This window comes from Streptomyces sp. NBC_01485 (assembly GCF_036227125.1).
Lineage (GTDB): Bacteria > Actinomycetota > Actinomycetes > Streptomycetales > Streptomycetaceae > Streptomyces.
Window position 1 is genome coordinate 8,961,248 of the sequence record NZ_CP109435.1, and the last position, 17,161, is coordinate 8,978,408.

Genomic DNA, 17,161 nt, shown 5'->3' on the forward strand with positions numbered 1-17,161 from the left:
CCTGCTTCGATGGGGTGCCGGACGCGGGTGGGACCGCCGCCGTCATGGGGTGCCCGGCTCGTCGGCGGAATCCGGGTTCGCGCCGAACTCCCGGTCGATGAAACCGAAGAGATCGTCATCGGTCGCCGCACCGAGCTGTTCGAGTTCCTCCTCGATGCCCGTGACGTCGCTGTGCGCGCCGGCCCCGGTGTCGCCGCCCGCCGCAGCGGCGCCAAATCCTTCGAGTTGGGCCAGCAGGCTCTGGAGCCGGGCGGTGACCTCGGCCCTCAGCCCCTCCTCCCCGGTGAGTCGGCTGACGGCGGCCGGCGCCAGCACCCGGGCCGCCAGCAGGTCCAACTCGCCCAGCATTTCCACGTCGGAGCCGGATTGGTCCGATGAGTCCGTGGCCAAGCCGCCCGCTGCGAACAGTTCACTGTGCAGATGTGCCGCGACCGCCGTGGGCGTCGGATGGTCGAAGACCAGCGAGGTGGGCAGGTCGAGACCGGTCGCCTTGCGCAGTCGGTTGCGGAACCCGACGGCCATCAGCGAGTCGAAGCCCAGCTCCCGGAACGCCTGGACCGCGCCGACCGAGTCCTGCCTGCTGTGCCCCAGCTCGGCGGCGGCCGTCTTGCGGACGAGTTCGAGCAGAGCGGCGTTCCGGCGGGTACCACTCAGCCCCACGAGCCGCTCGCGCAGCGACTCCGGGCCGGGGCCGGGGCCTTCCACGGCACCGCCCGCAGCGCGCTCAGTGTTCTCCGCGTCGCGGCCGCTCAACGCGGCCCGGGCGGCGGGTACTTCGGCCAGCAGCGGCCGAGCGCGGAGCGCGGCGAAGCCCGGGGCGAACCGCGCCCAGTCCACGTCGGCCACCACGGTGAGCAGCTCGTCGTGGTCCAGCACCTGCCCGAGTGCTTCGAGGGCGTACTCGGGGTCCATGGCGAGGACGCCCCGGCGGCGCAGATGCGCAGCCGCGGCCTCGTCGGCCAGCATGCCGTCACCGGCCCAGGCGCCCCACGCCACCGAAGTGGCGGTACGGCCTGCCGCCCGGCGCCGCTCGGCCAGGGCGTCGAGGTGGGCGTTGGCAGCGGCATAGGCGCCCTGCCCGCCGCCGCCCCACACCCCGGCGTTGGAGGAGAACAGCACGAAGGCGTCCAGTTCACGGTCCCCGAGCAACGCGTCGAGGTGGTCCGCGCCGGCGGCCTTGGCAGCGGTGTGCCGTGCCAGTGTGGCCAGGTCCGTGTCGGCGAGCGGCACGCTCTCGGCGACCCCGGCCGCGTGGAAGACCGCGCGCACGGGAGTGCCGTCGGCGTCCAGCTCTGCCAGCAGCGCCGCCACGGCGACCCGGTCGGCCACGTCGCACGCGGCGACCGTGACCCGTACCCCTGTGGCGGTCAGCTCGGCGGCCAGTTCCTCCGCGCCGGGAGCCGCGAGCCCACGCCTGCTGGTCAGCACCAGATGCCCGGCACCGCTCTGCGCAAGCCGCCGGGCGACCCGGCCGCCGATGCCCCCGGTGCCGCCGGTGATCAGCACTGTTCCCTGCGGCTTCCACTCCCGCACGGCCCGCTGCCCGCCCAGCGGCGCGGGCACCAGACGGCGCGCGAACAGCCCGGAGTCCCGCACCGCGACCTGATCCTCGGCCCCGAGCCCGGTCGGCGCACCGGACGTGTTTGGGACCGCTGCCGTGAGCACGGCCCGCAACCGGGCGGTCGTACGGGCGGCCGTACGCGCGTCGGTGACCGACGGCAGATCGATCAACCCGCCCCAACGGTCCGGGTGTTCCAGGCTCGCCACCCTGCCGAGCCCCCACACCTGAGCCTGCGCGGGACTGACCGCCACGGGCTCACCGCCGGTGGACACCGCGCCCCGGGTCGCCAGCCACAGCGGGGCGACCAGCCCGCTGTCACCGAGCGCCCGCACCAGGGCCAGGGTGCCGGCCACTCCCCGGGGGACTTCGGGATGGACCGGGTGCGGGGCTTCGTCGAGGGCCAGCAGGGAGAGCACGCCGGTGAGCGCGCCTTGTTCGGGGGTGCCTTGCGTGGACGCGTTCTGTGCGTTCTGTGCGTTCCGTGCGTTCTGAGGGTTCTGAGGGTTCTGTACGTCCGTGAGGCTTCGCGCCGCCTCGGCGGCATCGCGCAGTCGGCCGACGAACCCGGCCAAGTCCTCATCGGCGGCGTCCCACCGCACCACGGTCACCGCCTCGGCACCGCCCAGCGCGTCCGAGCAGACCTCGGCCCACTCGCGGGCCAGGTCCTCTGCCGGGCCTCCCGGCACCACGAGCACCCAGGCGCCAGCAGTGCCGGGGCGGACGACCGGAACGAGCGACTCGGCCATCGGCCGCCATACGACCCGATAACGCCAGCCGTCGAGCGTCGCGCGAGCGCGCTGCTGTCGCCGCCAGGAGGACAGCGCGGGCAACAGCGCCCCGAGCGACGACTCACCGTCGGTGTCCTCTACGTCCAGAGTCTCGGCCAGCGCCCCCACGTCTCCGCGCTCGACCGCTTCCCAGAAGGCGGCCTCCAACTCTCCGGTTCCGTTTACGGTTTGCTCGGTGCGGGGGTCGGGTGTGGTGGGGGTGTCGAGCCAGTAGCGGTGGTGCTGGAAGGGGTAGGTGGGGAGGTCGGTGCGGGTGGCGTTCTTGCCTTCGAAGGCGTGTGTCCAGTCGACGGGTGTGCCGTGTGTCCAGGCCTGGGCGAGGGAGGTCCAGAAGCGGGTGAGGGTGCCGTCGTTGCGCCGGAGTGTGCCGGTGGTGATGGTGTCGGTGGTGGTGTCTTCGATGCTGGGGGTGAGGACGGGGTGGGGGCTGACCTCGATGAAGGTGCCGTATCCGGCTTCGGTGAGTGCTTGGACGGCTTGGTGGAAGTGGACGGGTCGGCGGAGGTTGCGGTACCAGTAGGCGGCGTCGGCTTCGGGGCCGTTGAGCCAGTTGCCGTCGAGGGTGGAGTACCACGGGATGTGGCCGGTCACCGGTTGGATGCCGGTGAGGAGTTGGGCGAGTTCGTCTTGGATCTGTTCGACGTGGGTGGTGTGGGAGGCGTAGTCGACGGGGATGCGTCGGGCGCGTACGCCGTTCTCCTCACATACCGTCAGGAGTGCGTCGAGGGCGTTGGGTTGGCCTGCGACGACGGTGCTGGTGGGGCTGTTGGTGGCGGCGATCTCGATACGGCCGTCCCAGCGGGCGATCAAGGCCTCTGCTTCGGCTGCGGATACGGCGAGGGACGTCATGCCGCCGTTGCCTGCGAGGTTGCGGGCGATGGCCTGGGAGCGCAGGGCGACGATGCGGGCCGCGTCCTGGAGGGTGAGGGCTCCTGCGACGCAGGCGGCGGCGATTTCGCCTTGGGAGTGGCCGATGACGGCGTCGGGGTGGATGCCGTAGGAGCGCCAGAGTGCGGCGAGGGAGATCATGACGGCCCAGGTGGCGGGTTGTACGACGTCGACGCGTTGCAGTGCGGTGGGGTCGCCGAGGGCTTCGTGGAGGGACCAGTCGGTGAACTCGGCGAGGGCTTCGGCGCATTCGTTCATGGACTTCGCGAATACGGGTGTGCTGTCGATGAGTTCGAGGGCCATGCCCACCCACTGGGATCCCTGGCCGGGGAAGACGAACACGGTTCGGCCGGTGTTCGTCGCCGTTCCCTGCACGGTGTTGGGCGTCGTCTCTCCGGTCGCGAACTCGCGTAGGGAGGTGAGGAGTTGTTGGCGGTTGCCGATGTGGGTGGTGCGGTGGGTGAAGGTGGAACGGCCGGTGGCGAGGGTCCAGGCCGTGTCGAGAGGGGAGAGCGCCGGGTCGGCTTCGAGGTGGGTGAGGAGTCGGGCTGCCTGGTCGCGCAGGGCGGGCTCTGTCCGGGCGGACAGCAGTACGGGAACGATGGTGTCGGTCGGGGTGGTGTCGGCGGCGGGGGCGACCGCAGGGGTCTCCTCGGGTTGTTCGAGGATGATGTGGGCGTTGGTGCCGCTGACGCCGAAGGCGGAGACGGCGGCCCGGCGTGGCCGGTCGTTGTGCGGCCAGGTGCGTTCCTCCGTGAGGAGTTCCACGGATCCGGCGGTCCAGTCGACCTTGGTGGAGGGTGTGTCGACGTGGAGGGTGCGAGGCAGGACGCCATGACGCATCGCCTGGACCATCTTGATGACACCGGCGACACCCGCAGCCGCCTGCGTGTGGCCGATGTTGGACTTCAACGAGCCCAGATACAGAGGCTGTTCGGCACCCCGGTCCTGACCGTACGTGGCGAGGATCGCCTGTGCCTCGATGGGGTCGCCGAGGGGCGTTCCGGTGCCGTGCGCTTCGACGGCGTCGATGTCGGTGGTGGAGAGCCCGGCGTTGGCGAGGGCGGCGCGGATCACACGTTGCTGGGAGGGGCCGTTGGGGGCGGTGAGGCCGTTGGAGGCGCCGTCCTGGTTGACGGCTGAGCCACGGATGACGGCCAGGACGGGGTGGCCGTTGCGGCGGGCGTCCGACAGCCGTTCCAGCAGCAGCATGCCGGCGCCCTCGGACCAGCCTGTGCCGTCGGCGGTGTCGGAGAAGGCCTTGCAGCGGCCGTCGGAGGCCAGCGCCCGCTGACGGCTGTACTCGACGAAGGTGTTCGGGGTGGACATGACGGTGACGCCGCCGGTGAGGGCGAGGGTGCATTCGCCGGTGCGGAGGGCTTGTACGGCGAGGTGGAGGGTGACGAGGGAGGATGAGCAGGCGGTGTCGACGGTGACGGCGGGGCCTTCGAGGCCGAGGGTGTAGGAGACGCGGCCGGAGGCGACGCTGCCTGCGCTGCCGTTGCCGATGTGTCCTTCGAAGCCGTCGGGTGCGGTGTGGAGGCGGGAGGCGTAGTCGTTGTACATGACGCCGGTGAAGACGCCGGTGCGGCTGCCTTTGAGGGTGTGGGGGTCGATGCCGGCCCGCTCGACGGCTTCCCAGGAGGTCTCCAGCAGGAGCCGTTGCTGTGGGTCGGTGGCGAGGGCCTCGCGTGGGGACATGCCGAAGAACGCGGGGTCGAAGTCGGCGGCGCCGTACAGGAACCCGCCCTGTGTGCTGTAGCTCTTGCCGGGGCGATCGGGGTCCGGATCGTGGATGGCTTCGTCCCAGCCTCGGTCGGCGGGGAAGCCGGACACCGCGTCGCGCCCCTCGGCGACGAGGTCCCACAGGCCCTCTGGAGAGTCGACGCCCCCTGGGTAACGGCAGCTCATCGAGACGATGACGATCGGGTCCTCGGCGTCGGCGACGGACACCCCGCCTACCCCACTCACCCCGCTCGCGAACTCCTCTGTTTTTCCGAGGAGTTCGGAGAGCAGATGCCTGGCCAGCACGGCCGGGCTCGGGTGGTCGAAGATCAGGGTCGCGGTGAGGCGGAGCCCGGTCGCGGCCTGAAGCTGGTTGCGCAGCTCGACGGAGGTGAGTGAGTCGAAGCCGAGTTCGTTGAAGGTCCGCTCTGCTTCGACGGCGGCGGGCGACTCGTGGCCGAGTACGGCTGCCACCTGACCGCGCACCAGCTCGGTGAGTGACCGCACCTGCTCGTCCTCGCCCAACTCTGTCAGCCGGTCCGCGAGTTCACCCACCGTTGAGGCAGCCCCCGCGCGCTCGGCGACACGGGCCCTGCGGACCGGGTTCCTGACCAGCCCGCGCAGCAGCGGCGGCACCACACCGGCAGTGCGCATGGCCGCTGGGTTCAACCGGACGGGAAGCAGCATCGGTTCGCCCGCACCGGACGCGGCGAGCGCGGTGTCCAGCAGTGCCAGCCCCTCGGAGGCGGAGAGCGCGTGCATCCCGCCGCGTGCGATCCGCGCCAGTTCGGTTTCGCTCAACTGGCCTGTCATTCCGGTGTTTTGGGCCCAGAGTCCCCAGGCGAGTGCGAGTGCGGGGAGTCCTTGGTTGGTGCGGTGGGTGGCGAGGGCTTCGAGGAAGGTGTTGGCGGCGGCGTAGTTGGCTTGTCCGGGGCTGCCGAGGGTGGCGGCTGCTGAGGAGTAGAGGATGAAGGTGGTGAGGTTGTGGTGTTGGGTGAGGTGGTGGAGGTTCCAGGCGGCGTGGGTTTTGGGTTGTAGGACGGTGTCGAGTTGGTGGGGGGTGAGGGTGGTGGTGAGGTTGTCGTGGAGGGTGCCTGCGGTGTGGATGACGGCGGTGAGGGGGTGTTGGGGTGGGATGGTGTCGAGTGTGGCGGCGAGTGCGTTGTGGTCGGTTGCGTCGCAGGCGGTGATGGTGATGTGTGCGCCGAGTGCGGTGAGGTCTTGGGTGAGTTGTTGTGCGTTGGGGGCTTGGGGGCCTTGGCGGCTGATGAGGTGGAGGTGTTGGACGTGGTGGGTGGTGACGAGGTGGTGTGCGAGGAGTGAGCCGAGGGTGCCGGTGCCGCCGGTGATGAGGACGGTTCCTGTGCCGAAGGGGGGGAGGGTGGTGGGGGTGGGTTGGGTGTTGTGGTGGGTGAGGCGGGGGGTGTGGATGCCGTCGGGGCGTAGGGCGAGTTGGGGTTCGTCGTGGGTGTGGGCCCAGGCGAGGGCGGCGGGGACGGTGTTCCATGCGGTTGAGGTTGCGGTGTGGTCGGTCTGGTCGGTGGGGATGTCGAGGAGGAGGAATCGTCCGGGGTTTTCGGACTGGGCGGATCGTACGAGGCCCCATAGGGGGGCGGTTGTGAGGTCGGGGGCTGGTTGTCCGGGGCTGGTGGTGACGGCGTTGTGGGTGAGCAGTACGAGTCGGGAGTCGGTGAGGCGTTCGTCGGCGAGGAAGTGCTGGAGCAGTTGGAGGGCGTGGTGTGTGGTCTTGCGGGCCAGGGTGGGGATGTCGTCGGGGATGTCGTGCGTGACCTGGTGGGCGAGGGACACGATGATGGTCTGGGGTACTGGGCCGTGGTCGTCGAGTGGGAGGGAGGCGAGGCTGGTGTGGATGCCGTGGCCGGGGTTCCAGCCCGGCGCGAGGTGCCCGGGGTGGATGACGGCGAGAGCGGAGGTGTCGGCGGGGGTGAGGGCCGAGGTCGGAGCGGCGAGGTTCCATTCGACCCGGTACAGGGAGTCCTGGCGGCCGGGCAGGGTGGTGGTCTGGAGGGGCCGGGTGACGAGTGCGTCGACGGAGGCGACGGGCCGGCCGGCGGTGTCGGTGACGGTCACCGACACGGCGTCTCCGGAGGCCGGAGCGAGCCGTACCCTCAACTGTGACGCGCCGGCGGCCCACAGTGTGACGCCGCGCCAGGCGAAGGGCAGCCGGACCTGGCTGTCGGTGTTCTCGCCGAAGAAGTCGCCCAGACGCATTCCGTGCAGGGCGGCGTCCAGCAACGCGGGGTGCACGCCGTAGTCGGCGGCGTCGGCCGTGTATTCCTCACCGAGTGCAACCTCGGCGAACACCTCGTCCCCACGCCGCCAAACAGCCCGCACCCCCTGGAACGCCGGACCGTAGCCATAGCCGGCGTCGGCGAAGGTGTCGTAGAGCCCGGTGACGTCCACGGGCGTGGCACCAGGCGGAGGCCACGAGGCCAGGCCCCAGTGCGGCACGGAGGCCCGAGCGGCATCGGCGGCGCCGAGCACGCCCGTCGCATGGCGCACCCACGGCGTACCGTCCCCCGCCTCCTCAGACCGGGAGTGCACACTCAACGCACGCTGTCCGGTCTCGTCCGGCTCGTCCACGGTCAGCCGAAGCTGTACGCCATGTCCGTCGGGCAGCTCCAGCGGCGCCTGCAGTGTCAGCTCCTCCAGGGCGCCGCCGCCGGACTGGTCGGCGGCCTGGAGAGCCAGCTCGACGAAGGCGGTGCCGGGCAGCAGGACCCGACCGCCGACAGAGTGGTCGGCGAGCCAGGGCTGGGTGTGCGTCGACAGTCGGCCGGTAAGCAACAGCCCCTCGGTGGCCACTAGTTCGACCGCCGCCCCGAGCAACGGATGCCGCACTGCCCCGAGCCCCAGCCCCGCCACTGCCTCAGAACTGTCGCCCGACGCCACGTTGAGCCAGTAGCGGTGGCGTTGGAACGGATAGGTGGGGAGGCCGGCGCGAGCGGCGGAGTCGAAGGTGCCGGCCCAGTCGACTGACGTGCCGTGGGTCCAGGCGTGGGCGAGTGCGGTGTAGAGGGTGGTGTCTTCGGGGTGGCCGTGCTTGAGGAGGGAGGTGAAGAGGGCGTCGGGGGCGGTGGTGGCTCCCATGGCGCTGAGGACAGGGTCGGGGCCGGCTTCGAGGAAGACGGTGATGCCTTGGTCGTGGAGGGTGTGGATGCTGTCTGCGAAGCGGACGGTTTCGCGGATGTGGCGGGTCCAGTAGTGGGGGGAGGTGAGTTGGTCGTGGTCGGCGAGGGTGCCGGTGAGGTTGGAGACGACGGGGGTGCGGGGGGTGTTGTAGGTGATGCTCTCGGCGATGGTCAGGAAGTCGTCGAGGATGGGTTGCATGTGGGGTGAGTGGAAGGCGTGTGAGACGCGGAGGTGTTTGACGCGGCGCTTCTGGGTCTTGAAGGCCTTGGCGATGGCGGTGGTGTCGTGTTCGTCGCCGGAAATCACCACGGAGTGAGGTCCGTTGACGGCGGCGATGCTGACGTTGGGTGTGAGGTGGGGGGTGACCTCTTCCTCGGTGGCTTCGAGGGCGATCATCGCGCCGCCTGTGGGGAGGTTCTGCATGAGGCGGGCGCGTGCGGCGACGAGGCGTGCGGCGTCGGGGAGGGTCCAGATGCCGGCGATGTGTGCGGCGGTGAGTTCGCCGAGGGAGTGCCCGGCGAGGATGTCGGGGTGTATGCCCCAGGATTCGGTGAGGCGGTAGAGGGCGACTTCCACGGCGAACAGCGCGGTCTGGGTGAAGACCGTACGGTCGAGTACGCCGTCGGGGTCATCGGGCTGGTCTGTGAAGACGGCGTCGCGTACGGATCGGTCGACGTGTCCGGCCAGTTCGGCGTCCAGGGCGGCGCAGACCTCGTCGAAGGCGGTGGCGTAGACGGGGAAGCGGTCGTACAACTCCCGTCCCATACCGGCCCGTTGCGACCCCTGCCCTGAGAAGAGAACGGCCAGTCGACCGCTTCCCGCGCCCCGCGCGGGGCCCGTGACCAGAGCGGCCCCGGCTTCACCACGTGCCAACGCGCCGACCCCGTCGAGCAGTTCGCGTCCTTCGCCGAGTACCACTGCGCGGTGTTCGAAGACGGTGCGTCCTGAGGCGAGTGACCAGCCGACGTCGGCGGGGGAGAGAGTGTCGACGCCGTGGGTCAGCAGCCGGGCCGCCTGCTCCCGCAGTGCGGCCGTGTCCCGTGCGGACAGCACCCACGGCAAAACGCCCTGGGCACCCCGAACCGGTACTTCGGCGTGCTCCAGGCGCTCCACAACAACCGCAGGAGACGCAGGAGCCGCAGGTGCCACAGGGGTTGCAGGAGCCTCCTCCAGCACCACATGCGCGTTCGTCCCGCTCACGCCGAACGACGACACACCCGCCCGCCGCAGCCGCCCCTCGGCGACCGGCCACTTTCGGGCCTCGGCCAGCAGTTCCACCGAACCGGCCGTCCAGTCCACCTTGGCCGAGGGCTCGTCCACATGAAGGGTCTGAGGCAGCAACCCGTGTTGAATCGCCAGCACCATCTTCATCACGCCCGCCACACCGGCGGCGGTCTGGGTGTGGCCGATGTTGGACTTCAACGAGCCGAGCCACAGGGGCTGTTCGGCCGGACGGCCCTGGCCGTACGTGGCGAGGATGGCTTGGGCTTCGATGGGGTCGCCGAGGGTGGTGCCGGTGCCGTGTGCTTCGACGGCGTCGATGTCGGCGGTGGTGAGTCCGGCGTTGGCGAGGGCGGCGCGGATGACGCGTTGCTGGGAGGGGCCGTTGGGTGCGGTGAGGCCGTTGGAGGCGCCGTCCTGGTTGACGGCGGAGCCTCGTACGACTGCCAGGATGGGGTGGCCGTTGCGTTGGGCGTCGGAGAGGCGTTCCAGCAGGAGTACGCCGACTCCCTCGCCCCATCCCGTGCCGTCGGCCGCTTCCGCGAACGGCTTGCAGCGGCCGTCGGACGCCAGGCCGCGCTGGCGGCTGAACTCCACGAAAACCGTGGGCATGGCCATGACGGTGACCCCGCCGGCCAGGGCCATCGAGCACTCTCCGCCGCGTAGCGCCTGTACGGCGAGGTGAAGGGCGACGAGGGAGGAGGAGCAGGCGGTGTCGATCGTGACCGCCGGGCCTTCGAGGCCGAGGACGTAGGCGACCCGGCCGGAGATGGCGGCGGTGGTGCTGCCGGTGAGGTAATAGCCCTCGCCGCTGTCAGAGGTCTGCTTGGTGTTGAACGCGTACCCCTGTGCGGCGGCTCCGGCGAACACACCGGTACGGCTGCCGCGTACCGACTCGGGGTCGATGCCCGCGCGTTCGAACGTCTCCCAGGACGTTTCCAGCAGCAGCCGCTGCTGCGGGTCCATCGCGAGCGCCTCGCGCGGGGAGATCCCGAAGAACCCGGCGTCGAAGTCCCCGGCGCCGGAGAGGAAGCCGCCTTCTTTGGCGTACGTCGTGCCGGGGCGGCCCGCGGTCCGGTCGGGGTCGTAGAGGGTCTCCACGTCCCAGCCCCGGTCGGCGGGGAAGCCGGACACCGCGTCCGTGCCCGTGGCCAGCAGCTCCCACAGCTCCTCGGGGGTCGTGACGTCGCCCGGGAAGCGGCAGCTCATGGAGACGATCGCGATCGGCTCGTCGGTGGCGGCGTCGGCCCGGTCCTGCCGGCCGTCCGCCCCCGTTCTCGCGCCTGCGCCCGATTCCGGGGTGAGGCCGTCGTGCCCGGCGGTGAGTTCGTTGAGGAGGTGACGGACGAGGGCGCCGGGGGTCGGGTGGTCGAAGACCAGGGTGGCGGGCAGCCGTAGACCGGTGCCCGCGTCGAGCCGGTTGCGGAGTTCGACCGCCGTGAGCGAGTCGAAGCCGATGTCGTTGAACGCCTTGTTCTCGGCGATGGCGTCGGCGCTGCCATGGCCCAGCACCTGGGCGACATGGCCGCGCACGAACTCCGACAGGGTGCGCAGCCGGTCGCCCTCCGCGAGCCCGGCGAGCCGCCCGGCCAGACCACTGCCACCAGCCGGACGACTTCCACCGGCCGCGCCGCCGGCCTCGCCCGCACTCGCACCGTTGCCGGCGCTCACCGTCCCGGCCTGTCGCCGGGCGGGGGTGGTTGCGGTGGCGGCAGAGTGGAGCAAAGAGCGCAGCAGGGGCGGCGGAGTGGTGCCGACCGCTGCCGCGCGCAGCGCGGGGACGTCGAGGGCCATCGGCAGCAGCAGGGGATCGCCGTCCATGGCGAGCGCGGTGTCGAAGAGCGCGAGCGCCTCCTCGGCAGACAGCGCGACCACCCCGGAGCGTGCCAGCCGGGCCAGGTCCGCCTGCCCCAGTGTGTCGGTCATTCCGCTGCCGGGCGCCCACAGTCCCCAGGCCAGCGACAGGCCCGGCAGCCCCTGGGCCCGGCGTACGACGGCCAGCGCGTCGAGGAAGACGTTGCCCGCCGCGTAACCTGCCTGTCCCGCGTTGCCGAGGACGCCGGCACCGGAGGAGAACAGGACGAACGCGGCGAGGTCGAGGTCACGGGTCAGTTCGTGCAGGTGCCAGGCGGCGTCCACTTTCGGCCGCAGCACGTCGGTCACGCGGTCGTCGGACAGTCCGGCCACCAGCCCGTCGTCGATGACTCCCGCGGTGTGCACCACCGCCGTCAGCGGGTGCGCCGCCGGGATGCCGGCCAGCAGGGCGGACAGCGCCTCCCGGTCGGCGACGTCACACGCCACCACCTCGGCCGATGCCCCCGACTCGGCGAGTTCCGCGACGAGTTCGGTGGCCCCCGGGGCGGCCGGCCCGCTGCGGCTCACCAGCAGCAGTCGCCGCACCCCGTGCCCGACGGCCAGGTGCCGCGCCACCAGACCGCCCAGGGTGCCGGTGGCCCCGGTGACCAGCACCGTGCCCTCGCCGCCCGCACCCGCGAGGGGGACGGGCAGCGTCAGGACGACCTTGCCGACGTGCCGGGCCTGGCTGAGGAAGCGATACGCCTCCGGAGCGCGCCGGATGTCCCAGGACGCGACCGGCAACGGGGTGAGCACCCCCGCCTCGAACAGCGCCAGCAGGTGGGTCAGGATCTCCTGGGTGCGGTCGGGCCCGGCCTCGCCGAGATCGAACGCCTGGTAAGCGACCCCGGGGTGCGCCACGGCGACCTCGGCGGGGTCCCGCCGGTCGGTCTTGCCCATCTCCAGGAACCGTCCGCCGCGCGGCAGCAGCCGCAGTGAGGCGTCGACGAACTCGCCGGCCAGGGCGTCCAGCACCACATCCATGCCCGCGCCGTCGGTCGCCGCGAGGAACCGCTCCTCGAACTCCAGCGTCCGTGAGGAGCCGATGTGCGCGTCGTCGAGGCCCGACGCCCGCAGCGCGTCCCACTTCCCGGAGCTGGCCGTGCCGTACACCTCGGCACCCCAGTGCCTGGCCAGTTGCACCGCCGCCATGCCCACCCCACCGGCGGCGGAGTGCACCAGCAGCCGTTCCCCCGGCCGCAGTCCGGCCAGGTCGCGCAGCCCGTAGTAGGCGGTGAGGAACACCACCGGCACGGTCGCCGCCTGTACGAAGTCCCAGCCGTCCGGGATGCGCGCGACCAGTCGGCGGTCGGTGACACCGTAAGGACCGAAGGCACCGGAGAACAGGCCGAACACCCGGTCCCCGGGCGCCAGATCGGTCACCCCGGCCCCGACCTCGGTGACCACGCCGGCGGCCTCGTTGCCCATCGTGCCGCGCCCCGGCACCAGGCCGAGGGCCACCACGACGTCACGGAAGTTCATCCCGGCGGCGCGGATCCGCACCCGCACCTGTCCCGGACCGGGCGGCTCGGCCGCCTCCGGGCACGGCAGGAGCTCCAGATCAGACAGCGAACCCTGCCGCTGGATGTCCAGCCGCCAGTGGTCGCCGCCCGGCGGCACCAGCCCATGGTCACCCGGCTCGACCGGCCGCAGCCGGGGCACCCGTATCTCGTCGCCCCGCACCGCGAGCTGCGGCTCGTCCCGGTCCACCGCCCACGCGAGGGCGGCCGACAGATCCGTATGGCCGAAGCCCGCCTCGGAAGGATCCGCGTCGAGCAGCAGGAAGCGCCCCGGATTCTCGGTCTGCGCAGACCGCAGCAACCCCCACAGCGGCGCGGCCGACAGATCCACGGCCTCCTCGCCGACCGCACCCCGGGTCACGACAGCCAGCCGCGCCGCCCCGAACCGCTCCTCGGCCAGCCACTCCCGCACGACGCCGAGCGCCCACAGCGTCCGCCGCCGCACGGCATCGGGAACGTCACCCCCGGCCACCACCTCGGACGGACACGGCAGTACGACCACGGCAGGCACCGCAGCACCCGCGTCCAGGGCGACGACGAGCGAGGACAGATCCGGATGCACGACCCCGGCGAACCAATTGGACCCATCGAATTCATTGGCCCCGTCGGCCCCGTCGGCCCTGTCGAACCTGGGGAAACCGTCCCCGGTCCCGACCAGCGCCCACCCCGCCGAGTCCCGTGCACCGGGCAGCTCACCGGTCCGTACCGTCGCCGTCCAGTCGGCCCGGAACAGTGCCTCCCCCCGCCCACCACCATCGAGAGCCGCCCGCAGCTGAGCGGGGTCGGCCTGCCTCAGGATCAGCGCGTCGGCACCGGCCACCGGTGCTCCGGTGCCGTCGGCCACGGTCACCGAAAGCGTGTCCGCACCCGTCCTGGCCAGCCGCACCCGCAGCGCGGACGAACCCGACGCCCACAACGCCATCCCACGCCAGGCGAACGGCAGCCACACCCGCCCCTCGACCGACGGGAACAACTCACCCACCCGCAGCGCGTGCAGCGCCGAGTCGAGCAACGCCGGATGCAGCCCGAACCGCTCCGCGGCCTCTTCCTGTACGGCGTCCAGCGCCACCTCGGCGAACACCTCGTCGTCCCCGCGCCGCCAGGCGGCCCGCAGCCCCTGGAACGCCGGACCGTAGCCGTACCCCTCGGCGGCGAACGAGTCGTACACCCCGGTGACGTCCACGGCGGTCGCACCGGGCGGCGGCCACTGGATCAGATCGGCGAAGCCGTCCCGCGCCGGGGACCGGCCGCCCGGAGCCAGTACGCCGGTGGCGTGCTGCGTCCACGCGCCGTCACCTGACACGGTGGCAGCGTCGGCAGCGGAATCGGTAGCTGCATCGGGCTGGGGAGCGGCCCGGGAGTACACCGCGAACGTACGCCGCCCCGCGTTATCGGCCGCGCCGACCGTCAACTGCAGCCGGACGGAAGCCTGTTGGGGCAACCGCAGCGGCCCGAGCAACGTCAGATCCTCGACCACCCCACAGCCGACCTGGTCGCCGGCCCGGATCACCAGCTCCATGAACGCCGTGGCGGGGAAGAGCACCGTCCCGCCGATGCTGTGATCCGCAAGCCAGGGATGCGTGCGCAGCGACAACTGCCCGGTGAGCAACAGCCCGTCCCCACCGGCCAGTTCCACTGCGGCCCCGAGCAACGGATGATCCATGGGCCCCAGCCCGAGCCGTACGACGGCACCTGCCCCCGCTTCGTCGGCGGGGGTGTCGAGCCAGTAGCGCTGGTGCTGGAAGGGGTAGGTGGGGAGGTCGATGCGGGTGGGTTTGGTGCCGTTGTGGAGGCGGGTCCAGTCGAGGGGTGTGCCGTGGGTCCATGCCTGGGCGAGGCCGGTGAGGAGCGCTTGGGCTTCGGTGCGTCCGGAGCGCAGTAGGGGGGTGAAGGTGATGGGGGTGTTGTTGTCGGCTGCGAGGCTGCTGAGAACGGCGTCGGGGCCGAGTTCCAGGGCGACGGTGATGCCTTGGTCGTGGAGGGTGTGGATGCTGTCTGCGAAGCGGACGGTTTCGCGGATGTGGCGGGTCCAGTAGTGGGGGGAGGTGAGTTGGTCGTGGTCGGCGAGGGTGCCGGTGAGGTTGGAGACGACGGGGGTGCGGGGGGTGTTGTAGGTGATGCTCTCGGCGATGGTCAGGAAGTCGTCGAGGATGGGCTGCATGTGGGGTGAGTGGAAGGCGTGTGAGACGCGGAGGTGTTTGACGCGGCGCTTCTGGGTCTTGAAGGCGATGGCGATGGCGGTGGTGTCGTGTTCGTCGCCGGAAATCACCACGGAGTGTGGCCCGTTGACGGCGGCGATGCTGACGTTGGGTGTGAGGTGGGGGGTGACTTCCTCTTCGGTGGCTTCGAGGGCGATCATCGCGCCGCCTGTGGGGAGGTTCTGCATGAGGCGGGCGCGTGCGGCGACGAGGCGTGCGGCGTCGGGGAGGGTCCAGATGCCGGCGATGTGTGCGGCGGTGAGTTCGCCGAGGGAGTGCCCGGCGAGGATGTCGGGGTGTATGCCCCAGGATTCGGTGAGGCGGTAGAGGGCGACTTCCACGGCGAACAGCGCGGTCTGGGTGAAGACCGTACGGTCGAGTACGCCGTCGGAGTCATCGGGGTCGTCTGTGAAGACGGCGTCGCGCACGGATCGGTCGACGTGTCCGGCCAGTTCGGCGTCCAGCGCGGCGCAGACTTCGTCGAAGGCGGTGGCGTAGACGGGGAAGCGGTCGTACAACTCCCGTCCCATACCGGCCCGTTGCGACCCCTGCCCTGAGAAGAGAACGGCCAACCGGCCCTCAACGGCACCATTTTCGGGACCCGTGATCAACCCCGGCGCCTCCTCGCCCTGCGCCAGGATGCTGAGCCCGGCCAAGAGGTCGTCCCGCTCTCCGAGCAGCACCGCGCGGTGTTCGAAGGCGGCGCGTCCTGAGGCGAGTGACCAGCCGACGTCGGTGGGGGAGAGGGTGTCGACGCCGTGGGTGAGGAGTTGGGCGGCCTGGTCGCGTAGGGCGGTGGCGCTGCGGGCGGAGAGGATCCAGGGCAGTACGCCTTCGGGTGCGGGTGCGTCCGGGTTTTCGGAGGGTGCCGGGGATGTCGGAGGTGCTTCTTCCAGGATGACGTGGGCGTTGGTGCCGCTGACGCCGAACGATGAGACTCCTGCCCGGCGGGGCCGGTCGTCGGGGCGGGGCCATTCTCGTTGTTCGGTGAGGAGTTGCACGGTGCCGCTGGACCAGTTCACTTTTGAGGAGGGCTGGTCGATGTGGAGGGTGCGGGGGAGGAGGCCGTTGTGCATGGCCTGGATCATTTTGATGACGCCGGCGACGCCTGCGGCGGCCTGGGTGTGGCCGATGTTGGACTTCAACGAGCCGAGATACAGCGGCTGTTCGGCAGACCGCCCCCGGCCGTAGGTGGCCAGGAGCGCCTGAGCCTCGATCGGGTCGCCGAGCGTCGTACCGGTGCCGTGCGCCTCGACGGCGTCCACGTCTCCGGTCGAGAGCCCGGCGTTGTCCAGGGCGGCGCGGATGACGCGTTGTTGGGAGGGGCCGTTGGGGGCGGTGAGGCCGTTGGAGGCGCCGTCCTGGTTGACGGCGGAGCCGCGGAGTACGGCGAGGACGGGGTGGCCGTTGCGTTGGGCGTCGGACAGTCGCTCCAGAAGGAGCATGCCGACGCCCTCGCCCCAGCCGGTGCCGTCCGCCGCCTCGGCGAACGCCTTGCACCGCCCGTCCGGGGAGAGCGCTCCCTGCCGGGAGAACTCCACGAACGCCTCAGGGGTGGACATGACCGTGACACCGCCGGCGAGTGCGAGGGAGCACTCGTCGGCGCGCAGGGCCTGGGCCGCGAGATGCAGGGTGACGAGGGAGGAGGAGCAGGCGGTGTCGACGGTGACCGCCGGGCCTTCGAGGCCGAAGGTGTACGACAGCCGACCCGACACCACACTCGCCGCGACACCGGTCGCGAGATAGCCGTCCGCCTGCTTGGGCGAGCGGCGCAGCAGGGCCGCGTAGTCCTGGCCGTTGGTCCCGGCGAACACACCGGTACGGCTGCCGCGCAACGAGTGCGGGTCGATGCCCGCGCGTTCGAACGCCTCCCAGGACGTCTCCAGCAGCAGCCGCTGCTGCGGATCGAGCGCGGTCGCCTCGCGCGGGGAGATCCCGAAAAACGCCGCGTCGAACTCGGCGACCGTACTGAGGAAGGCCCCCTCGCGGACGTACGACGTGCCGGTCCGCCCGGTGGCCGGGTCGTACAGCCGCTCCATGTCCCAGCCCCGGTCGGCGGGAAACTCGGCCATGGCGTCCGTGCCGTCGAGCAGCAGTTCCCACAGGTCCTCGGGGGAGCGTACCCCGCCCGGGAAGCGGCAGCCCATGCCGATGACGGCGATGGGTTCCCGCTCTGCGGAGGTGACCTCGTCGAGGCGTCGCCGTGTCTCCTGGAGCTGGCCCGTGACCTGCTTCAGGAAGTAACGGAGCTTC

The 17,161-nt window shown here is 71.3% G+C and carries 1 pseudogene; it reads right to left on the reverse strand.

Going from position 1 to position 17,161, the window contains the following annotated elements:
• Nucleotides 1–42: 42 nt before the first annotated feature.
• Nucleotides 43–17,133, reverse strand: a pseudogene (locus tag OG352_RS39070) (type I polyketide synthase); the annotation flags it as partial.
• Between the last annotated feature and the right edge of the window lie 28 nt (nucleotides 17,134–17,161).